This is a genomic window from Terriglobales bacterium, from assembly GCA_035561515.1.
Classification (GTDB): domain Bacteria; phylum Acidobacteriota; class Terriglobia; order Terriglobales; family Acidobacteriaceae; genus DATMXP01.
Genome location: DATMXP010000009.1, coordinates 19665 through 39698, shown reverse-complemented (window position 1 = coordinate 39698; position 20034 = coordinate 19665). Strand labels below are relative to the sequence as shown.

The following is a 20034-nucleotide window of genomic DNA, read 5'->3' as shown; positions in this document are numbered from 1 at the left end:
TTCTAGGAGCGAATTCGGCGCCATGCTGATCAAGAAGCCCTCGGACATCCCTTCTTCGGAAATCACCCCACGGGAAACATATTTGAACCGTAGGAAATTCATCACCGGAGTCGCCCTCGCCGGAGGAGCCGTGTTGTTGGGCAAGTACTTGGATTCGCACGGCACAGCCCCTGAAACCGTACAGGCGGCCAGCAATCTCAACATTTCCGGCAAAAGCCCGTTCAGCACCTCTGAGAAGCAGACCCCTCTCAAAGACATCACCAGCTACAACAATTTCTACGAGTTCAGTAGCGATAAGTACGAACCCGCTCGCCTCGCCCAGTCGCTCCAGACTAGACCCTGGACTGTAGAGATTTCCGGCCTCGTCAAGAAGCCCCAGAAACTCGATATCGACTACTTCCTTACCAAGTTCCCACAGGAAGAGCGTATCTTTCGACTTCGCTGCGTCGAGGGATGGTCCATGATCATTCCTTGGGTCGGCTTCTCGCTCGGCGACCTCCTCAAACAGGTCGAGCCACTCAGTAAAGCGAAGTATGTAAAGTTCACCACGAAATATGATCCCAAGCAGATGCCCGGGCAGCGCTATGGCGTGCTCGATTGGCCTTACATCGAAGGACTTCGCCTCGACGAAGCCATGCATCCGCTCGCGACTCTTGCCACCGGCATGTATGGAAATGAACTGCCTAAACAGGACGGCGCTCCAATCCGACTAGTTGTGCCTTGGAAGTACGGCTTCAAGAGCATTAAGTCAATCGTTAAAATCGAACTCGTAGACAACCAGCCAACGACCACATGGCAGGCCGCCGCACCGAATGAGTATGGCTTCTATTCCAATGTGAATCCCGAAGTCGATCACCCGCGCTGGAGCCAAAAGAAAGAACGTCGGATCGGCGAGTTCCTCAAGCGCGATACCCTCAAGTTCAATGGTTACGGAGATCAGGTTGCGCAACTCTATGCCGGTATGGATCTGAGAAAGAATTTTTAGTGTTGATAAGCAACGCCCAAATCCGCGCTTTGAAAGTACCTATATTTCTGCTGTGCCTGGGTCCGCTCTTTACGCTGATTTGGAAGGCCCTCCACGACCTTCCTCAAACGGCAGGCATTCCTTTCATCGCCCAGGGTGCGGATCGTTGGAGCCTCGGTGCCAATCCCATCGAAGTCATCACTCGCTCAACCGGCAAGTGGACGCTCATTTTTCTTCTTCTCACGCTTGCCATCACTCCGGCGCGCAAACTCTTTCGCCAGCCCTGGTTAGTACGTTTCCGCCGGATGTTGGGACTGTTCGCCTTCTTCTATGTCGTACTTCACTTTCTCACCTATATCTGGCTAGACAAGTTCTTCGATTGGCACGAAATGCTCATCGACATCCAGAAGCGCAAGTTCATCACCGTGGGCTTCAGCGCCTTCGTGCTGCTCATTCCACTCGCCTTAACCAGCACCAGCGGATGGATTCGCCGCCTCGGCGGCAAGCGATGGGCACGTTTACACCAGGCCATCTACATCAGCGCGATGCTTGGCATCTTGCACTTCCTCTGGCTTGTGAAGTTCGACACTCGCCGCCCCATCTACTATGGCACGGCGCTCGCAGCCCTGATCCTTTACCGCGCTGTCGTCGTGCTCTACCCGAAATTTACCAGTTCCCCACACCTGAAGAACTCGTACGCTCAGGACTAAGCCGCCGGACGTTTGCGCAGCGGCACTCTTTCCTCTTTTTCACCTGGGGTCTTTTCACCTTTCTCCTTCGCCTCGGCCGCGCCTCGTTTCGCGGCAGCATCCTCAATAACCGAGTTGATCTCCCCTCCGATCAGGATCGCCAGGCCTGTTATGTAAAACCACAGCAGCAGAATGATTACCGCGCCCAACGCACCGTATGTCGCGCTATACGAATTGAAGAAGTGCAGATAGACACGGAAAACAAAGGACGCTGCCAGCCAAAGCACCATTCCGATCACCGCGCCCGGCGTCACCCAATGCCATGTCCGCTGTTCCACGTTTGGAGCAAAGTAGTACACCATGGCGAATACAACGCTCAGGCAGACCAGCGCCAGCGGCCATTGAACGACTTTCCATGTGACCGTAAGAGCGCCACCGAGCCCCACATGCTGCGAAACAAAGTCAGCAATGTTGCCACCGAACAGGATCACCGCCAGCGAAATCAGGGTCAGAGCGGTCACTCCAATCGTCAGTGCGATCGCCACTGATCTCTTCTTCCACCAAGGGCGGCTCTCCTCCACCTCGTACGCAATGTTTAGCGTGTCCATGATGGCCGCCATGCCCGCCGAGGCCGACCACAGAGCTGCCAAAATTCCGAAGCTCAGCTTTCCGCCTCCGCTTGCCTGCGTGGTCTGGTCCAGAGTCTGGCGCACAAGTTCCGAAGCCGAAGGCGGCATCGCCCGCGCCAGGTAATCCAGCAAGGATTGCCGCAGTTCTGACCCCGGTCCCGCCATCAAACCGAGCACCGCTGTCGCGAATATCAGTGCTGGAAACAACGCGAGAAAGAAGAAATACGCCAGTTCTGCGGCACGACCGAATACGTCATCGTCGCCGTTGATTTCCGCCCAGACGCGCCGCCCAAGCTGCGGGACAGTGAGCCCGCCCAACTCCCAAGGTGAAGGTGAAGCCATAACCACTCCGATTGTTCGATATAGAGACTGTGTAATTGGAGCGGATGCCCCGACGGCGGTTTGCCTGCAAAGCAGTGGCAGCTCAGTAAGCCTTTTGAATGTCGATGCAAACGGTAGCTCGCCACTCAAATCGCATTACGAGCGTAATTTGCGAGTCCGGGCGTCATAGAGCAAGCTGTGCGCATGGCTGTCGTTTGGAATGACGAGAGAATGACCCCGGAACGCCTGATCCAGTTGCTCGAGCAGGAACATCGTCACTGGCTCGAGACGGCACTTGCGTTTGAACGATTGAAGACTTACCTGACCGGCACCTTTTCCCTGCAGGATGCCGACGACAATGTGCGCCAATGTAAGCAACGAGCCCAGGCTCTGGAGGAAACCATTCGTCAGCTCCGGGAGGAGTATGGTACATCTCAGTCAGGCCCGGGCCAGTTTACAACCATGTTGATGATTCAGTAAGGCCGCCAGGTGCGGCGTTTTGATGACCGGGCAACATACGCAGCAGCATCTCGCATCGGAGGTCATCATGCAGAATCGATCAAACGAAAACGCTCCCGATCCGGTTTGCGAGAATGAGATCCTCGATTGGTTCTCTGAAATGGGAATCGGCTTCGCCCCGAAGCCCGAAAAGGATGCTCCCCAACGGTTTAGTCCGGGTGATGATTTCAAAGACGCGGCATAAGCCTATTTCGATACGACGCTGATTGCGTAGCCGCCCCCTGGCGCACAGTATTCCGTCAACTTGGTCCTGCTGGTCACGTTCATCTTGTTGATTGTGTACGCCTGCGGATTTGTTTCATAATGCGCATTCTTCGCGTCCGCGTAGATGGTCGCTGCGTATGTCTTCGCCGGATCCAGGAAGTTCAAAGTAATTTCTGAAGTTCTTCCGTTCTCATCGCAGCCACTGCCAATAAACCAGGTGTCCTTCCCTTTTGCTTTGCGCGCTATCGTCAGGTAATCGCCGGGTTCCGCCTCCAGCACCTTTGTGTCATCCCAATCCACGGCCACATCTTCGATGAACTGAAATGCGTCCAGGTGCTCGTTGTAGTTCTCGATCAGGTCCGCCGCCATTTGTAGCGGGCTGTACATCAGAACGTAGAGTGCCAACTGACGTGCCAGCGTCGTGTGTACAAAGTTGTTGTTCTTCGGATTGAATGTGCTGATTCGCGTCTGGAAGAATCCCGGTGTGTAATCCATCGGACCGCCAATCAGCCGGGTAAACGGAAGGATCAGTGTGTGATCGGGATTGTTTCCTTCCATGGCTTCGAACTCACCGCCTCGGGCGGCCTCGTTCGCAATCAAGTTTGGATAGGTCCGCGAAAGTCCTGTCGGCCGTACCGCTTCATGCGCATTCACCATGATCCTGTATTCGGCCGCCTTCTGGATCGCATACAGGTAATGGTTCACCATCCACTGCCCATAATGATGCTCGCCGCGCGGGATGATGTCCCCCACGTAGCCGCTCTTCACCGCGTTGTAACCGTTCGCCACCATGAACTTGTACGCTGCATCCATGTGTCGTTCATAGTTGCGGACTGAGCTAGAAGTCTCATGGTGCATGATGATCTTCACGCCCTTGCTAGCCGCATACTGCCGAACTGCCTGCAAGTCGAAGTCTGGATAAGGTGTCAGAAAATCGAACACGTAGTCTTTGCTCTTCCCGAACCAATCCTCCCAGCCGATGTTCCACCCCTCCACCAGCACGGCGTCAAAATGATGCTTCGCCGCAAAGTCGATGTACTCCTTCACATGTGCCGTCGTTGCGCCGTGCTTACCGTTCGGCACTGCCTTCGAGTAATCGAATTGATCAAGCTTGACGTTGTCGGCGTCCGTATAAGACCACGTGCTCTTGCCCGTGATCATCTCCCACCACACACCGACATACTTAATCGGCTTGATCCACGAGACATCCTTGTACTTCGTCGGCTCGTTCAGGTTCAGGATTAGCTTTGATTCCAGGATGTCGCCGGCCTTATCACTCACCATCACCGTGCGCCACGGCGACACCACCGGCGTTTGCAGATACCCCTTATCGCCCCTCGCATCCGGCGTCAGGTGCGATTCCAGCACAAAATTCTTATCGCCCAGCTCCAGCGACATGCAGGAGTAATCCACCAGAGCCGCTTCATGGATATTGATGTACAACCCGTCCTGGCTTTTCATCATGAGCGGTGTTTGCACGCCCGTGTAGAAGGGAGTCTGCGATGCATTCGGCGTGATCGACCGTTTCATCAACCCAGGCACTTGCGACAGGTTCGACGTTACCGTCTTGTATTCCTGCGTGTCGTAGTCACCCGGCAACCAGAACGCCTTATGATCTCCGGTCAGGGCAAACTGCGTCCGCTCTTCCTTCACCACGAAATACGAAAGTTTCGGTTGTCGCGGAAATTCATACCGAAACCCCAGCCCGTCATCGAACACGCGGAACCGCACCACCATGGTTCGTTCCATTTGCGCTTGCGTCAGCGTGACGGACAGCTCGTTATAGTGGTTGCGGATCTTTCTCACCTCGCCCCACACCGGCTCCCAGGTCTCATCGAACGTTGCCGTCTTCGCCTCGCCCAACGCGAATCCATCCCGAAGTGCCGGAGCATTCTTCAGCTCGAAACCCAGCCGGCTTGGCTTGATCACCGCTCGCCCTTTGTACGCCAGGCTGTATGTCGGCACGCCGCCCGCCTGAAGGCTGAAGCTGAGCACAACATTTCCATTTGGGGACTTAATTTCCTGGCTCGCAGCCAGAATTGCGATAAGGCAGATCCAGACAACCGTCACCACCCGCAGCGACATGAAGGGGCTGAAAACGCGTTTTGGCTTCATCGGCCCCGAAGTTTACTCCAAACTTCACGAACGAAACAGTCACCCGCACCATGTCCTGGCTGGCGGCCTATTCTGCTTGTTACACATCGTAGTACGATATTTCGCATCCTAAATGGAGTGCACCGGCTGCTCTCGATCCTCGAATGCTTATCATCGATTCCAGATACGAGTCATTAACGCTCCGTAACGATTAGGAGGCTGCCTGATGCAGGCACAGGCCAAACAGCAGTTGCTGATATCACGCGGCTGGGTTCAAGCCGTCGCGATCGTGATCTTGTTCGGGTTCTTCGTCTTGGGCTTCTTGGCTTACGAGACCTACACAGACGAACCGCCGATCCCAAAACTCGTCACCGATGCTTCCGGCACTTCTCTGTTCAGTCAGGACGACATCATGGCCGGACAACAGATATTCCTGCGCAACGGCCTGATGGAATACGGATCCATCTTCGGGCACGGTGCCTATCTCGGCCCTGACTTCACGGCAGACTACCTGCATCGTGCTGCACTTTTCGTGGCCGAATACTACGGTAGCAGCAACTCCGATCGTGCGAAGCAGCAGACCATCACGGACTTCAAAACGAATCGTTATGACAGCTCAAGTGGCACGTTGATTTTCACCCCTGCCCAGGCACATGCTTTCGCCGAACTGGAAAAATACTACGCAGCATATTTCGGTGAAACGAACACGAAGTACGGACTCCGGCCGCAGGCGATTACGGATCCCGAACAGATTCATCAGCTCACTGCTTTCTTCGCATGGACTGCGTGGGCCTCCGCGGCCTTAAGGCCTGGTTTGGATTATTCGTATACGAACAACTGGCCACCGGAGCCACTGGTCGACAACCACGCCACCGCCGATGCGATCGTTTGGAGCGTCCTTTCGCTGATTGCTTTGCTTGGTGGAACAGGACTCCTGCTCGCGGCCTTCGGCCGATGGAACTTCTTGGGCTGGCACGGACGTGAACGACAGGCCATTTCTTTTCGGCCGCCGGACCAGGTATTGCTCACCCCTGCGCAGCGCGCATGTGCTTGGTTCTTCTTCGTTATGGCAGCGCTGTTCCTGGTGCAGACACTTGTGGGCGGTGCAACGCAGCATTACCGCGCCGACATATCAAGTTTCTTCGGATTCGATCTAGCACGGCTCTTCCCTTATAACATCGCACGCACTTGGCACGTTCAACTCGCCATCTTCTGGGTTTCAACGTCTTATCTCGCGGCCGGCATCTTTCTCGCGCCCATGATTGCTGGCAGTGAACCGCGTCGACAAAACTTCCTTGCCTATCTGCTCCTGTCGGCTTTAACCATCGTTGTTGTAGGCAGCCTGGCCGGAGAATTTGCCGGAATTCAAGGATGGCTTCGCAATCAGTGGGTCTGGTTCGGAAATCAGGGATTCGAATACCTCGACTTAGGGCGATTCTGGCAGATTTTGCTCACCATCGGCCTCTTCTTCTGGGTCACAATCCTCTTTCGCGGCCTGCGCGGCAAGTTGCGGACACAGCACAAGGGCAACATGCCTTGGCTGTTTTTCTTCGCTGCCCTATCGATCCCTGCCTTCTATGGCGTCGGCCTCCTTGCACACCCGGGTTCTCACTTCACAACGACCGATTTCTGGCGGTTCTGGGTCGTCCACCTTTGGGTGGAAGATTTCCTCGAACTGTTTACCACCATCATGGTGGCTTACATCTTCGTGCTGCTTGGCGTGGTGCATGAGCGAGTAGCGCTCACGATGGTATATCTGGACATGATTCTGTATTCCGCCGGCGGCGTGATTGGGACGATGCACCATGTCTACTTCTCCGGCGAGCCTTCGATTCACATGGCTTTGGGCGCCTTCTTCTCGGCCGCGGAAGTGATTCCGCTGACCTTTCTGACACTTGAGGCGTGGAGTTTCCTGCAACTTGGTGCTCACCAGGAAGGAAAGACGCGAAGCGCATTCCCCCATTACTGGGCTGTCATGTTTCTCGCTTCCGTCGGCTTCTGGAACTTCCTCGGTGCGGGCATCTTCGGATTCTTGATCAATCTTCCGATCGTCTCTTACTACGAAATCGGCACGGCTTTGACCGCGAATCACGGCCACGCTGCCATGATGGGAGTCTATGGAATGTTGGCCGTCGGGCTGGCGCTCTTTTGCCTGCGCTACATCATCCCTGAAAGACACTGGTCTGATCGCGCCGCCAAGATTAGCTTCTGGTCGCTGAACCTGGGCTTGGCCTGGATGGTGTTCGCGACACTGTTTCCGCTCGGCATACTGCAGCTATATCACTCTGTCACCAATGGATACTTCGACGCTCGCGGCCTCAAGTATCTAAGTAATCCCACCAACGCTCTGATCGAATGGTTGAGGTTCCCTGGCGACGCTGTGTTCATCATCGGAGGAGTTTTGCCGGTCCTCTATCTCTGCTGGCTCGGAATTCGCCATATGTCATCCGGAGTCACGCAGGAAGAGCCCCGGGAAGTGCTCTTCACCGAAGTGGTTGGGGCCGCCGAAGAAGGATAGCAAGCGCAATGGATGCTGAATTCATACTCGCTTCCGGTTACGCGGCCTTTCTCGTTTCGGTGTCTGCGGCGCTCGAAGCCGTAGCGCGGTACACGCATCGGCGAGCCCAGACAAGCAGCACGCAAGGCTTCACATACGTTCCGGAGAACGATCTCTGGCGGTGCCCCAGCGGCCAGCACCTCCATCGAGAGTCATACGATGAGACATTCCGCATAGCACGGTACCGGGCACAACCTCATCACTGCAATAACTGCACCATGAAGTCTCGCTGCACCGACTCCAATTCTGGCCGTGTACTCGAACACCAGCCCGAGAGTTGGGTGCAATCAGGAATGCGAAGGTTCCACCGCGGCATGTCGCTCACGCTGCTTGCGCTGGCGGCAATGATTTTAGTGATTGAGATTGTGCGTCAACAGCAGCGGCCCGAGCAGATATTCATCGCTGGCTTTCTTCTGTGCCTTGGGCTCGCTGGAATCCGACTCGCAAGCTCTTTGCGGACTCAATCTTGAACCGCGTCTGGGTGACTGCGCATTCCGGTCGAATCACTGTACCGGCCATTCCGGAGGCTCACACTCGGGGCATTGAGCCTCGACGAACTCAAGCCAATTCAGAATATCCGGCAACGAAGGTAGCGCCTGTTGATCTTTGGTACGGTAAGCTCCGAAAACCTCTCCGAACCGATCGGTGATGTACACGGCCGCGCTGTCTCGCCCCTGAGCATCAATTGCACCCAGCAACCGATGTACGTGCTTCTCCGGATCCGGCAACACTGGGTACGGCAGTTTCAGCCTTTGTGCTTCATCGCTGGCTTGCTTACGCGAGAGCCCCATAATCGCGAGTACCTCGGCATCGTACCTGCGAATTTCTTCGTAATGATCTCTGCTCTCACGCAGTAGTTCCTCGGCATCGCGGTTCTGGTCGGTCACAATCAACACCAGGTTCAGGCGTCCTCGATAGTCGGAAAGGTGGATCGGTTCGCCTTTGGATGACACGAGCTCAAAATCACGAAGCAGGTGTCCCTTCGTGGGCAATTCGTCGGCCGAAATCAGCTTTCCGCCGGCAATTTCTGCTTGTGACATGGCAACCTCCCCCGATGATACATCGTATAACGATAGATTAATCACGAGCCGCATTGGTTGTGGGAGGACTTATGTCATAGACCTCCTCGCGCGCACTTTCTACCTTCATAGCCGGAGACCCATATGGCGTATGTAATTGCAGAACCGTGCATTGGGACAAAAGATACAGCTTGCGTGGACGCTTGCCCCGTGGACTGCATCCATCCCAGAAAAGATGAAGCAACCTTCGAGACAGACACTCAGTTGTACATTGATCCTGTCGAGTGTATCGACTGCGGAGCTTGTGTGCCCGTTTGCCCTGTTTCCGCCATCTTTGCTCTCGACGACCTGCCGGAAAAGTGGAAGCAATTTTCGGAGATCAATGCCGCTTACTATCCACGCTGAGTCTCAACATGCCTTTCGCCTGCAACACTGTTCGACCTGGGGCGACAGCAATGTCTCGGCATGGGTTCGCTATCCAGTGAATATCGTATTACGATATAGAGGCGGATTAGTCGAGGTGTTATGTCGGATGTCACCATCACCGTTGACGGAAAGAAAGTAACTGCTCCGGCCGGGACATTGCTGATCGAGGCATGTAAGAGGGTGGGCATCGAAATCCCCTCTTTCTGTTACTACCCGAATCTCTCACTGCAAGGCGCCTGTCGCATGTGTTTGGTGGAAATTGCGAAGATGCCCAAGCTCCAGACCGCATGCACTACAGTCATCACGGAAGGCATGGTCGTCACCACCGAGAGTGCGACTGTCCGGCAGGCTAGAAAGGCAATGCTGGAATTCGTACTGGAAAACCATCCTCTCGATTGCCCCGTATGCGACGCAGGTGGCCAATGCGAACTCCAGGACGCGACCCTCAGTTACGGAGCATCTGAGTCCCGCCTCATCGACATCAAGAATCATCGCGACGAGCAGCAATGGTCCCCCATTGTGTATTTTGACCGCCCGCGCTGCATCATGTGTTATCGATGCGTTCGCGTGTGCGGAGAAGGCATGGATGTGTGGGCGCTCGGCATCGCCAATCGCAACTCCTCCCAGCTCATCGTGCCGAACAAGGAAGACTACCTCCAGTGTGAAGAGTGCGGGATGTGCATCGACATCTGCCCTGTCGGCGCACTGACGTCCGGGCCTTACCGTTACAAGACCCGTCCATGGGAAATGAAGCATGTCGCCACCGTCTGCACGCATTGCGCTGATGGGTGTACGACTACCCTTGGATTACGACCCACCGAGGGGCGAATGCAGATCATTCGCGGCAGCAATCGCGACAAAGCAGGAATCAATGGTGATTTCCTGTGCATCAAGGGCCGATACGCATTCGACTTCGTGAATCGGAAAGATCGACTTACCGAACCTCTGATTCGGCAAGACGGTCGATTGCGCCCTGCCACCTGGGACGAAGCTCTTTCCCTGGTGGTGAGTAAGTTCAAGGAAACCAGGGACACGAAGGGTGGAGCGGCGATCGGGGTTATTGGATCAAACCGGCTCACGAATGAAGAAAGCTATCTGCTCCAGAAGTTCGCCCGCCTCGTACTACAGACAAACAACATTGACCATCATCGCACGACTGATTACCCGGGCTTCGTCCGTGCTCTGCGTCAACATGGCGCGAATACCGCGACGATGCAGGATGTATTCGAAGCATCAGCGATCCTCGTAATTGGCGGCGACCCTACCTACCAGCATCCACTGCTGGCTTGGCAGATTCGGAACAATGTTCGTCTGCATCATGCCCGGCTCTACTTGGTCAATGAACGCGAAATTAAGCTTAAACGGCAGGCGACGGAGTTAGTGCAAACGCCTCCTGGTACGCTCAGCCAGGCGGTCGCGAATCTCGCCAATTCCAGCGGCATCCCATCCGATGCTCTCAAGCCGGTCGCTTCGCAATTGTCTGCTCTCGCCGAGCGCATACGTCAGGAAGAAGACCTCGTAATCATCTTCGGTTCGGAACTAACCGGATCTGCCATAGAAACACTCGTTCGGTTTGGATCGGATCTTTCGGGAAGCAAGTTCATTTGTTTGGGCGATCATTCGAATTCCAGAGGCGCAGCCGATATGGGGATCTTCCCAGATTTGCTGCCCGGATATTTATCTCTCGATAAACGATCAAAGCTTCAAGAAGCTTGGGGCGCGGAAATACCGGCGACGCCGGGACTGAACCTTCTGCAGATGTTCAGTGCCGCTGGCGAAGGGAGTCTATCGTCACTCTACATTGTCGGAGCTAACCCGATCCTCCGTTATGGACTCGATCCATTCGCGCTCAGGAACACGTTCGTCGTCGTACAGGACCTTTTCCTGACTGAGACGGCAACCATCGCAGATGTGGTTTTGCCGGCAGCGAGTGCCTACGAGAAAGCTGGGACATTTACGAACACCTGCGGCGAAACACAGCGACTGAGAAAAGCCGCGGATATCCCGGGATCACGATCGGACCTCGAAATCTTTCTGCGCATGGGAATGCACATGGGATTGCGTCCAGCACTTCCAGTTTTTCGCGGAACTGGTGTTCAGGCCGACATAGGGCAATCGCGAGGAGCGCAATCGGGAGAGGCAGACCGCAACGCAGTTTGGGTGGTGCGTCAGAACCTTGAACCGCGCCTTAGCCCCTTTGATCCCGAACTCGTCATGCAGGAGATTCGTCACCTTGTACCGGGCTATTCGTCCATACCCCTGAATTCCAAAGACGCCGCGGAAGGCAGCTTGCCCACTCCCAGTGATCCAAACCTAATCTTGCCCTCAACGGATGATCTATTTTCGTCCGGTACATTTGGACGCTACTCGGACATTCTCGACGATGTCTTGGAAAAGCGGATCGATCTTCCGTACGAGGCTGCCGGGCCCTCCGAAGAGAGCGGCACGTGACTCTAGAGCAATTCGCTCATTGTCACCACTTGCCTCCTGACTGGCTGGAATTGCGCAGCCAGTGTGAACAGGTGGTGCGGAAGTCCGATTTCTGGTATCGCCCCGAACTGCAGGACGACGCACGTCGCCTTGCAACTCAAGCTTCGAACATACTCTCTACTGTCGTGAAGCAATCATCAAAATAGCGAGGAAGAAGAAAAAGCAATGTCGGCGAACGACTACACATTTGTACCCAATTTGGTAAATGAGTTTGCGATCCCTGAAAACGGAATCATCAGCCGCGTCCTGCACAAGGACGAACGCCTGAATATCACGTTGTTCGGATTTTCGGCGGGACAGGAACTCTCAACCCACTCGGCTCCCACGCCGGCGCTGATTCAGGTGCTCGAAGGAGAAGCTGATATCGATCTCGGCAGCGACACGGTTCAAGTCAAACCGGGTTCGTTCATCCGTATGGCGCCTCTCCTCTCCCATGCTGTCCGAGCCAAGACGCCATTTCGAATGCTCTTGGTTCAGGTCAAGGAAGCTGCGCGGCAGAAGTAGTACGACCCTAGTAGCGTATTGTCCTTTCCATGGCAGCCACAATCTTCTCCACGGACGGCATATAGAAATGCTCGAGCGGCGCCGAGAATGGTACGGCCGGAACATCCGGCGCAGTAACACGGGTGATCGGTGCATCGAGGCAGTCGAAAGCCTGCTCAGCGATGACGGCCGAGATCTCGGCGCCGATTCCCAGCGTGCGATTATCTTCATGGACGATCACCACCCGATTCGTCCTGGCGACGGATTCTAGAAACGTGTCTTTATCGAGCGGCACCAGCGTACGCAGATCGACTACCTCCACATCCACTCCGTGCTGTTGTTTCATTTTCTCCGCTGCCTGCAAGCTTAATTGGAGCGTGTAGCCGTAGGAGATCACGGTGAGGTCGCTCCCGCTCTTCTTGACCTCGGCCTTCATGAGCGGAACCGTGAAATCCTCGTCAGGAACCTCTTCTTTCACCGAGCGATACAGCTTCTTATGCTCGAAAAACATGACGGGATTGTCATCGCGAATGGCTGATTTCAGCAGTCCCTTGGCGTCATATGCTGTCGAAGGCGCAACCACCACCAGCCCGGGTGTGTGAATGAACCAACTGGTGTTCGTTTGCGAATGGTAGAGACCACCACCCACGCCACCGCCGTAGCAAACGCGTACCGTCAGCGGACACGTCTGGGTTCCTGCGCTACGGTAGCGAAGCTTCGCCGCCTGCTGCGTGATGGCATCCATCGCCGGAGTAATGAAGTCTGCAAACTGTATCTCCGCCACCGGTCGCATTCCTGCCATCGCCGCGCCGATCGACGAACTGACAATCACTCCTTCCGCCAGCGGCGAATCGATAACCCGATCCACTCCAAACTTTTCCTGTAGTCCCTTTGTTGCTTTGAAGACACCGCCCATTTTGCCTACGTCTTCTCCGATAATGAAAACCTGCTCATCTCGCGTCATCTCTTCGTCGAGTGCCGTATTGATTGCGTCGATATATGTCATGACTGGCATTGCATAAACTCCTGAAGACTCTTAGCGGCCGAGTTTCGGCTCCCATGTTTTCGGCGCGAGTTCCCGCTCCCGAATGTCGAACGAATAAACGTGGTCCAATGCCTCTTCGGGTTCCGGAAACGGAGAAGCTTCCGCGAACGCAATCGCCTGCTCGATCTCCGCTTCGAATTCCTTCAGCAAATTCTGTTTCCAATCATTCGTCCAGATACCCTGCTCTTCTAGAAAGCGTTCCATTCTCGGTATCGGATCCCGCCCCTTCCATTCCTGCACTTCTCTCGGCTCGCGGTACTTCGCAGGGTCAATCTCCGAGTGTCCGTACCAGCGGTAGGTCTTGCATTCAAGCAAGGTCGGTCCCTGCCCTTCCCGTGCGCGAGTAATAGCGGTTCGTGCTGCCTGGTAGACCTCCACCACGTCATTCCCGTCTACGGTCACGCCGGGAATTCCGTAAGCTTTCGCCTTTTCGCTGATATCTGTGACGGCCGTCTGCAGGGTTACGGGCACGGATTCGGCCCAGCCGTTATTCTCAACCACAATCACCATCGGCAGTTTGTGAAGCCCGGCAAAATTCACGGCTTCATGCCAGAATCCCAGGCTGGTAGAACCCTCACCAGAAAGCGCTACCACCACGTTCCGTTGCTGCCGCATCTTGTACGCCAAAGCGATGCCGGTCCCAATATTCAATTGCGCCGCGATCGTAGAAGCCGGGGTGATGATGTTCAGGGGAGCATACCCGCAATGGGCCGGAGCTGAGCGACCCTGGTCCGGACTTGTTTTGCGTCCATAGATTTGGGCAAGCAACTGTGGCAGTGGCGTGCCTTTCATGATGTGGGTGATGAAGTTCCGGTGCGATGGCGCGATTGTGTCTTCCGGCAGCAGGTCCATCGTCACTCCCACCTGCGTCGCCTCTTGTCCCACGGCGGCAAAATAATTCCCGGCAAACCGCCCCTGGCGGAAAAGTATGCGAATGCGTTCTTCGACCGTCCGGCACTTCAGCATGTAGCTGTATAGCCGTTGCAGCGTCTCCACTGCGAGCGGAAGCGACTTCTGTTCGTATTCCCCTATGGCGAATGCAGAATCGCCTGCAAAGTTCGGGAACGTGGTTATTCTCTCTACTTGGGTTGCCATCCTAAACTCTCAATCCGGCTGAAATCCCGTTCCAGCACCGTCATCTCGCACTCTATAATGAAATATCGTGCCACGATATGATGTGACATAAGTCATGCCGGAACGGCTTCAATGCGTGTTCAATGTCTCTATGATCGGGTCCTTCGGTGAAATGCCGCAATGACTACGGCGTACCATTAGGAAGTACGGAAGTTCCAGGACGGCGATGCTCGACACGGAATTGTTTGCACTATTCGAGAACACAACCGATGCCGCTTTCGCGGTGAACGAAGAGGGCAAGATCTGTTCATGGAACAAGGCCGCCGAGGCTTTATTCGGATTCACTGCAAACGAAGCACTGCAAAATACCTGCTACAAACTGCTGGAGGGCATGGGGCCGCTCGGAACCCGCGTCTGTCATGAAAGCTGCAGCGTTTTGGAATGTGCCGGCGGGAAAACCTCGATCCCCAACTTCGACCTGAACGTGAAGTCCCGTTCTGGCGAGCGCTTGTGGATCAACATGTCCACTATCGTCTACGACAATCCGCGCACCGGCCGGCGATTGCTGGTCCACCTTGCCCACGACATCACCGAACAAAAGAAGACGGAAGAGCTGGTCCAGAAAGTACGTGAGTTCTCTCGCCAGATTGAGGAACAAACTCCCGCCCCTGGCCGTCCGGCGCCTGTCGCATCATTGACCGACCAGGAGAAGCAAATTCTGCGTCTATTCGCCGAAGGCAAGGAGTCTGATCAGATCGTGGCGACACTCGGCATTACGCGCCAGACCCTTCGGAATCACTTGCATCACATCAACCAGAAACTCCGCACGCATAATCGACTCGAAGCGGTAATGCACGCCATCCAGCGGAAGCTCATCTAAGTCGCACCGCTAGTTACGGACATCACTCCCAACCAGTACGCCCGGACCATTGCGCCTGCTTGCCTCCCGGGGCGAAATTGGAGTTGTTAACGAGCGATGAGCCAGCGAGGTGCTCCAGCATGGTTTCCCATTGTGCCAACCCCAATTGCAAGGTTCCATTCCACTATTTGAAAGGTGGCCGGCTTTACCGGTTTGAGATCAAGTCACCGCAAATACCTTGTGCGGATGTCCCGAACGCGATCTGCAGCCAGAAACCTTCACGGGCTACGGTCTTCTTTTGGATGTGCATGGAGTGCAGCCGTAGCTTCTCCTTGAAGTTCGATCCATCAATGGGAGTTGAACTCGTACCGCTTGCAGATCCCAGACAAGTTGGAAGCGCACCCGTAGTCGTTGAGCAAGCCTCCGCGCTGCCCGATCAACGTACTGCATGAGGAGTCTCACATGATTCACTTGAAACGTGTCTACGAACCAGTTTCGAAACAGGATGGCAAACGACTCCTGGTCGAACGTCTCTGGCCAAGAGGAGTGAAAAAGGTGAATGCCCATATCGATGCCTGGCCGAAGAACATTGCGCCCAGCCCGGAGCTTCGGAAGTGGTTTGCGCATGATCCGGCCAAATGGAAAACATTCCGTCAACGTTATTTCGCGGAACTCGACGCTAACCCCGGAGTATGGGAACCCATCCTGGATGCTGCTGAAAGCCATCGCGTGACCTTGATCTTCAGCTCGCACGATGTGGAACACAACAATGCGGTGGCACTGAAGCAATACCTGGAGCACAAAGCCTCAGCCCACCACGTACCAGCCGGCCGGAGTAAGGCGGCATAGGAGGAATCATGAAAAACATCATTGCAGTACTCGAACATGAGCATCGGGAAATTCAGAAGGTCGTTACGTTGATGTCGAACCTCGCCCGCGAGATGGAGCGCGGCGGCACATGTGAGGCGGCCCTCCTCGACGAGATCGTGCAATTCATGAGGATCTTCGGCGAGCAATGCCATCACGGCAAAGAAGAGAAGGCGCTGTTCACCTTGTTGGAAAGCAAAGGCGTTCCTGCCAATGGATGCCCGATCGCCGCACTTGTTGGCGAGCATCGCCACGGGCACGAGTTGCTGAATCAACTCGAAGCAGCTTCCGTCGCCTGCAAGGCGGGCGATGTGAGTGTGCGCCCAGCACTGATCAACTCACTTAAGTCACTGGTCAACCTCTATCAGCAACATATCTGGAAAGAGGAATACCTCCTATTCCCAATGGCAAACAAGGTTCTTTCTGCCAGTGACTACGATACCTTGTCTCAACAATTCGAAGCCGTTGAATCGCAGATCGGCACCGATGTCCATCACGCGATGGAAGCGATGATCGATTCCATCCGGGAACCGCAACCGTTGTCGAAAGCCGAAGACAACTCGCCAGTGCCCCAATGTTCGGTTTGCGAATGCTAATCGGAGACGGCGATGAACATTCTGGACTTTGCCGCAGCCAGGAAGAAGCAGTTAGCCGGCCTTCAACAAATACGAACGGAGAAGAAAATGTCTGCTATCAATGCGCGTAACGACGGTCGAGTACGGGAACCCGCGCCCACTTCGGGGCCAATGTTGAGCTTCAACCTTCAGGAAGAAATCCACCGGTTGGAATCGGAACAGCCGTGGCAGGCCGAGCATACGGCAAACACGTTAGTGAAGTATCCGGACCTGCGCATCGTCCTCGTGGCTTTGAAAGCCGGTGGAGCGCTGCACGAACATCGGACATCCGGTCGCATTTCCATCCAAGCCCTTACCGGCAAACTTACACTTCACCTTCGGGACGAAATCCTCGAATTGGCGGCCGGACAATTAGCAACCCTCGATCACGATCTTGTTCACGACGTCGTTGCCCAAGTGGATAGCGTATTTCTCTTGACCATAGTTTGGCCTGAAGGAAGAAACAGGTCCGTTGAATCAAGTGTCACCACGGAAGCTTTTTCGCATTGGTTCGCAACCATGCAACCGACGGATCGCGTTGTCCCCATCAATCGAGCCAGGCAGCAGCGAGAACGGGGCCTAGATGAAACGCTCGCAGAGACCTTCCCCTGCAGCGATGCCATGTCATCCCTCCCGAATCCCCTAGTCTCGGCTGGGTGAATAGGCGGTCGCCCCAAATCACTGACGTTCGCAACGCCCCGAGGGTATTCTGCTCGTTGGCATGAAGCTGTTGTCACATCCTGCCGGGAAGATCACTTCCCGCAAAGTTGAGTGGCAATTACCTCCGGTCCTGCCGCTGCACGGATCAATCAAGGAGAGATCTGCGGCTCTCGTTGAATCTCTGAACTCTCCGATTGGGCCAATGCTGCGACAGCTACTGGCGAAGTGGATTGCAGATCAGGCGGTGCCTGCCGCCCGCCTAGTTCCGAAGCGGTTTGAAAACTGGCTGCCGGTGGTCCGCGATGCAATGTGCTTTGTCGTGCTCAATCTCTCAGCCGATAGATTAGCTCCAAAAATCATTCAGCAACTTGATCTTCCACCCCGCACGCGAATCGAGACAAGACTGTTACTTCTTATTGCCAAAGTTCCCGGCTTGCAGAAGCTCGGACAGATCGTGGCGCGGAATAGACACTTGGGGCGTGCCTTGCGGCGATCCCTTGTAAAACTTGAAAACGGAATCCGTGATGTAGAAGCGGGAGAGGTACAGAGACTCATTCGTCGGCAACTCGGACAAAAGCTCGAGGATCTGCAGGTGCGAATGAGGCCGACTTTGCTGTCAGAGGCAAGCGTTAGCGCGATCGTCCGATTCACGTGGAAACAACCCGGCTCCGCAGTACGCCGTGCTGGGGTGTTCAAAGTCCTCAAGCCGTACATTCCCAGCTATTTCAAAGAAGACCTGCAACTTCTTCAGGGACTCACAGAACATTTTGGATCGAGACTAGATCAATATGGATTCGCTGCCGACGCACTGGCCGATACTTTCGGGAAGGTCCGCCGACTGCTTGCACATGAGGTTGATTTTTGGGGTGAACAGCGAACCCTAAGCGCGGCAGCAAAGGTCTATGCATCGACTCCCAATGTAAGGGTTCCACACGTCATTGCCGAGCTCTGCACTGACTCCATCACGGCGATCACCGAGGAAAAAGGAGCGAAGGTCACCGATTGCGGAAGATTGTTGAGCCGGAGTGAAAAGAAGGAATTGGCAAGGAGAGTAATCGATGCCTTCGTAATCGTGCCCCTCTTCTCACCTGATGAGCAGATCTTGTTTCACGCCGACCCGCACGCCGGAAACATTCTTTACGACCGTGCCACAAGGAAACTCGTAATTCTCGATTGGGCTCTCACCGAGAGCCTTAATCGATCGCAGCGCCGAAACCTGGGACTGTTGTTGTTCTACTTCGCTTTGCGCGATCCCCTTGGAACGACTCGCTGCGTCCTTGCGCTTGCTTCCCCGAAGCGAAGCTCTTGCAGTCGTAAAGATGTTCTTGAGCTCGTATCCGGCTACCTCGAAGATATGAAGCTTTCTCATTTGCCCAGTTCGGTGGATGCGATGCGTCTGCTGGAATGGTTAACGGCAAAAGGCGTGCGCTTCCCTTCTCCGTTGATTATGTTGTCTAAAGTCTTGTTCACACTGGATGGTGTACTGCACGATCTTGGCGTTGATGATTTGAGCATTGGAAACGTGGTCTGCAGGCATCTTCTCGCCCGGTCGGTTCGCTCGCGCCATTTGTCGCTCTGGCCCTTGCGTTCGAAAGATCTGATTTACCTGCACGCGAGCGCACTCCTTTACCCTGCCAGAATGTGGATTGGGATAGAACGAGCCACACTCAAGTGGCTTGTAAAAGAAAACGTGCAGAGTTCTGTCTAGCGGGCTTGGTGCAGTCGGCTGGCAATAATCGAGTACACCGAAGCGTTGAACGCCATGCCGATGTGCGTTCCGGGCACCTCGAAATCTTTTTCCGGATCTTCCGTTCTGCAATAGCGCCAGTCGACAATGCCGTCGTCTTTCGTGTAGATAGCGGTCTCTAAGACCGTGTCGGGTATGCGACATCGCAGCGACTGCAGGAAGTCACACGTGCAACGAGCTGTATAACAATTCGGAAGTACGCCCTCCCCGTGCTCCGCGATGATGTGTTTGCGAACAGCAGTTGCGGCACGAAGTACCGACTTATGAACAACCGTTCCACGAAACGGCGCACCCAGGGTAGTGACGGACGCGATGTGATTGGGGCGTTGAGCAGCGACCGATCGCGCAATCACGCCTCCCAAACTGTGGCCAATCAAATGGATTTTCCGTCGGGTATCCGCAAGCGCTTTCTTGATGGTCTGCGACAGGCGATATTCGATGAGAAGGTTGGGGCACTCAGCATTCAAGCCGATACCGGAGAGGTAGGCCTTGTACCCGATTCTGTTCAGCCAATTACGCAGGTTGGTAAGGTAGAAGTCTGTGCCTAAGAAACCGGGGACGAGAACCACAGCGGAATCGTCCCCTCGTTGAATACCGAGTCCGTAATATACGGGCGACGCATGCAGCAACAGCATTTCAGCCCCAAACAGCGCTTCCTTCCAAATAGGAATATCAGCCGCTGCTTCGTCTTCGCGAATGCCGAATGCCGGAGCCATGGAGGAGCTTTGCAGTTTACGTGTCAATGTCGGTGAGAAGCCGGTGCCGGTATCATA

Annotated in this window: 20 protein-coding genes; 14 read left to right on the top strand and 6 right to left on the bottom strand. The window is 54.9% G+C overall.

All coding sequences use genetic code 11. The features are described from left to right. Positions 1-22: 22 nt before the first annotated feature. Positions 23-985, top strand: a complete 963-nt coding sequence (gene msrP, locus VN577_03695) for a protein-methionine-sulfoxide reductase catalytic subunit MsrP (protein ID HWR13904.1) — start codon at positions 23-25, stop codon at positions 983-985. Continuing rightward, entirely contained in the window at positions 985-1674 is a 690-nt protein-coding gene (locus tag VN577_03690) for a protein-methionine-sulfoxide reductase heme-binding subunit MsrQ (GenBank protein HWR13903.1), read from the top strand. The genes msrP and VN577_03690 overlap by 1 nt, the downstream gene beginning before the upstream one ends. Here VN577_03690 and VN577_03685 read toward each other — a convergent pair. Next, positions 1671-2624, bottom strand: coding sequence for a YihY/virulence factor BrkB family protein (locus VN577_03685; protein ID HWR13902.1), 954 nt, complete (start codon positions 2622-2624; stop codon positions 1671-1673). The two genes, VN577_03690 and VN577_03685, sit on opposite strands and share 4 nt — an antisense overlap. A gap of 183 nt (positions 2625-2807) precedes the next feature. Between VN577_03685 and VN577_03680 the strand changes: the two genes are divergently transcribed. Together VN577_03680 and VN577_03675 are read left to right on the top strand one after the other, a co-directional pair. Beyond that, positions 2808-3083 carry a hypothetical protein gene (locus tag VN577_03680; protein HWR13901.1) on the top strand — a complete coding sequence of 92 codons (276 nt, stop codon included), beginning with the start codon at positions 2808-2810 and terminating at the stop codon, positions 3081-3083. 67 nt (positions 3084-3150) lie between these two features. Then, a complete protein-coding gene (locus VN577_03675; protein HWR13900.1) occupies positions 3151-3306 on the top strand; it encodes a hypothetical protein in 156 nt (51 codons plus the stop codon). A 2-nt stretch (positions 3307-3308) separates the two neighbouring features. On the opposite strand, the gene VN577_03670 is transcribed toward VN577_03675, so the two are convergent. Beyond that, positions 3309-5441: a glycoside hydrolase family 97 protein gene (locus VN577_03670; protein ID HWR13899.1), complete on the bottom strand. Its 2133-nt coding sequence runs from the start codon at positions 5439-5441 to the stop codon at positions 3309-3311. 205 nt (positions 5442-5646) lie between these two features. On the opposite strand from VN577_03670, the gene VN577_03665 reads away from it, so the two are divergent. Together VN577_03665 and VN577_03660 are read left to right on the top strand one after the other, a co-directional pair. Beyond that, positions 5647-7938, top strand: coding sequence for a cbb3-type cytochrome c oxidase subunit I (locus VN577_03665; protein HWR13898.1), 2292 nt, complete (start codon positions 5647-5649; stop codon positions 7936-7938). 8 nt (positions 7939-7946) lie between these two features. Continuing rightward, positions 7947-8447 (top strand): transposase, encoded by a 501-nt coding sequence (locus tag VN577_03660; GenBank protein ID HWR13897.1) that lies wholly within the window; start codon positions 7947-7949, stop codon positions 8445-8447. 33 nt (positions 8448-8480) lie between these two features. Here the strand turns inward: VN577_03660 and VN577_03655 are convergent, their stop codons facing one another. Continuing rightward, on the bottom strand, positions 8481-9017 hold the full coding sequence (locus VN577_03655; GenBank protein ID HWR13896.1) for a redoxin domain-containing protein: 537 nt from the start codon (positions 9015-9017) through the stop codon (positions 8481-8483). Positions 9018-9140: 123 nt separating this feature from the next. Here VN577_03655 and VN577_03650 point away from each other — a divergent pair, with 123 nt between their 5' ends. From VN577_03650 to VN577_03640, 3 genes are all read left to right on the top strand, one after another. Beyond that, on the top strand, positions 9141-9401 hold the full coding sequence (locus VN577_03650; GenBank protein HWR13895.1) for a 4Fe-4S binding protein: 261 nt from the start codon (positions 9141-9143) through the stop codon (positions 9399-9401). 120 nt (positions 9402-9521) lie between these two features. Continuing rightward, positions 9522-11873: an NADH-quinone oxidoreductase subunit NuoG gene (gene nuoG, locus VN577_03645; GenBank protein HWR13894.1), complete on the top strand. Its 2352-nt coding sequence runs from the start codon at positions 9522-9524 to the stop codon at positions 11871-11873. A 204-nt stretch (positions 11874-12077) separates the two neighbouring features. Next, positions 12078-12416: a cupin domain-containing protein gene (locus VN577_03640; protein HWR13893.1), complete on the top strand. Its 339-nt coding sequence runs from the start codon at positions 12078-12080 to the stop codon at positions 12414-12416. 7 nt (positions 12417-12423) lie between these two features. Here VN577_03640 and VN577_03635 read toward each other — a convergent pair whose 3' ends face one another. Both VN577_03635 and VN577_03630 read right to left on the bottom strand, forming a co-directional pair. Beyond that, the gene (locus VN577_03635) at positions 12424-13410 is read right to left on the bottom strand and encodes an alpha-ketoacid dehydrogenase subunit beta (protein ID HWR13892.1); all 987 of its coding nucleotides are present in this window, start codon (positions 13408-13410) and stop codon (positions 12424-12426) included. Positions 13411-13431: 21 nt separating this feature from the next. Continuing rightward, positions 13432-14535, bottom strand: coding sequence for a thiamine pyrophosphate-dependent dehydrogenase E1 component subunit alpha (locus tag VN577_03630; protein ID HWR13891.1), 1104 nt, complete (start codon positions 14533-14535; stop codon positions 13432-13434). A gap of 205 nt (positions 14536-14740) precedes the next feature. On the opposite strand from VN577_03630, the gene VN577_03625 reads away from it, so the two are divergent. The 5 genes from VN577_03625 to VN577_03605 all read left to right on the top strand — a co-directional run bounded on the left by VN577_03625 (position 14741) and on the right by VN577_03605 (position 19222). After that, positions 14741-15394 carry a PAS domain S-box protein gene (locus VN577_03625; protein HWR13890.1) on the top strand — a complete coding sequence of 218 codons (654 nt, stop codon included), beginning with the start codon at positions 14741-14743 and terminating at the stop codon, positions 15392-15394. 441 nt (positions 15395-15835) lie between these two features. After that, a complete protein-coding gene (locus VN577_03620) occupies positions 15836-16222 on the top strand; it encodes a DUF488 domain-containing protein (protein ID HWR13889.1) in 387 nt (128 codons plus the stop codon). A gap of 8 nt (positions 16223-16230) precedes the next feature. Then, a complete protein-coding gene (locus VN577_03615) occupies positions 16231-16836 on the top strand; it encodes a hemerythrin domain-containing protein (protein ID HWR13888.1) in 606 nt (201 codons plus the stop codon). Positions 16837-16848: 12 nt separating this feature from the next. Beyond that, on the top strand, positions 16849-17514 hold the full coding sequence (locus VN577_03610; GenBank protein ID HWR13887.1) for a hypothetical protein: 666 nt from the start codon (positions 16849-16851) through the stop codon (positions 17512-17514). A gap of 61 nt (positions 17515-17575) precedes the next feature. Further along, positions 17576-19222, top strand: a complete 1647-nt coding sequence (locus tag VN577_03605) for an AarF/UbiB family protein (protein ID HWR13886.1) — start codon at positions 17576-17578, stop codon at positions 19220-19222. On the opposite strand, the gene VN577_03600 is transcribed toward VN577_03605, so the two are convergent. Beyond that, positions 19219-19977 (bottom strand): alpha/beta fold hydrolase, encoded by a 759-nt coding sequence (locus VN577_03600; GenBank protein ID HWR13885.1) that lies wholly within the window; start codon positions 19975-19977, stop codon positions 19219-19221. The two genes, VN577_03605 and VN577_03600, sit on opposite strands and share 4 nt — an antisense overlap. Positions 19978-20034 lie beyond the last annotated feature (57 nt).

Excerpts from the sequence above, each read along its gene's own strand:
- msrP (HWR13904.1), top strand. The coding sequence starts at position 23 with ATGCTGATCAAGAAGCCCTCGGACATCCCTTCTTCGGAAATCACCCCA.
- VN577_03685 (HWR13902.1), bottom strand. The coding sequence starts at position 2,624 with ATGGCTTCACCTTCACCTTGGGAGTTGGGCGGGCTCACTGTCCCGCAG.
- VN577_03680 (HWR13901.1), top strand. The coding sequence starts at position 2,808 with ATGGCTGTCGTTTGGAATGACGAGAGAATGACCCCGGAACGCCTGATC.
- VN577_03675 (HWR13900.1), top strand. The coding sequence starts at position 3,151 with ATGCAGAATCGATCAAACGAAAACGCTCCCGATCCGGTTTGCGAGAAT.
- VN577_03670 (HWR13899.1), bottom strand. The coding sequence starts at position 5,441 with ATGAAGCCAAAACGCGTTTTCAGCCCCTTCATGTCGCTGCGGGTGGTG.
- VN577_03665 (HWR13898.1), top strand. The coding sequence starts at position 5,647 with ATGCAGGCACAGGCCAAACAGCAGTTGCTGATATCACGCGGCTGGGTT.
- VN577_03660 (HWR13897.1), top strand. The coding sequence starts at position 7,947 with ATGGATGCTGAATTCATACTCGCTTCCGGTTACGCGGCCTTTCTCGTT.
- VN577_03655 (HWR13896.1), bottom strand. The coding sequence starts at position 9,017 with ATGTCACAAGCAGAAATTGCCGGCGGAAAGCTGATTTCGGCCGACGAA.
- VN577_03650 (HWR13895.1), top strand. The coding sequence starts at position 9,141 with ATGGCGTATGTAATTGCAGAACCGTGCATTGGGACAAAAGATACAGCT.
- nuoG (HWR13894.1), top strand. The coding sequence starts at position 9,522 with ATGTCGGATGTCACCATCACCGTTGACGGAAAGAAAGTAACTGCTCCG.
- VN577_03640 (HWR13893.1), top strand. The coding sequence starts at position 12,078 with ATGTCGGCGAACGACTACACATTTGTACCCAATTTGGTAAATGAGTTT.
- VN577_03635 (HWR13892.1), bottom strand. The coding sequence starts at position 13,410 with ATGCCAGTCATGACATATATCGACGCAATCAATACGGCACTCGACGAA.
- VN577_03630 (HWR13891.1), bottom strand. The coding sequence starts at position 14,535 with ATGGCAACCCAAGTAGAGAGAATAACCACGTTCCCGAACTTTGCAGGC.
- VN577_03625 (HWR13890.1), top strand. The coding sequence starts at position 14,741 with ATGCTCGACACGGAATTGTTTGCACTATTCGAGAACACAACCGATGCC.
- VN577_03620 (HWR13889.1), top strand. The coding sequence starts at position 15,836 with ATGATTCACTTGAAACGTGTCTACGAACCAGTTTCGAAACAGGATGGC.
- VN577_03615 (HWR13888.1), top strand. The coding sequence starts at position 16,231 with ATGAAAAACATCATTGCAGTACTCGAACATGAGCATCGGGAAATTCAG.
- VN577_03610 (HWR13887.1), top strand. The coding sequence starts at position 16,849 with ATGAACATTCTGGACTTTGCCGCAGCCAGGAAGAAGCAGTTAGCCGGC.
- VN577_03605 (HWR13886.1), top strand. The coding sequence starts at position 17,576 with ATGAAGCTGTTGTCACATCCTGCCGGGAAGATCACTTCCCGCAAAGTT.
- VN577_03600 (HWR13885.1), bottom strand. The coding sequence starts at position 19,977 with ATGGCTCCGGCATTCGGCATTCGCGAAGACGAAGCAGCGGCTGATATT.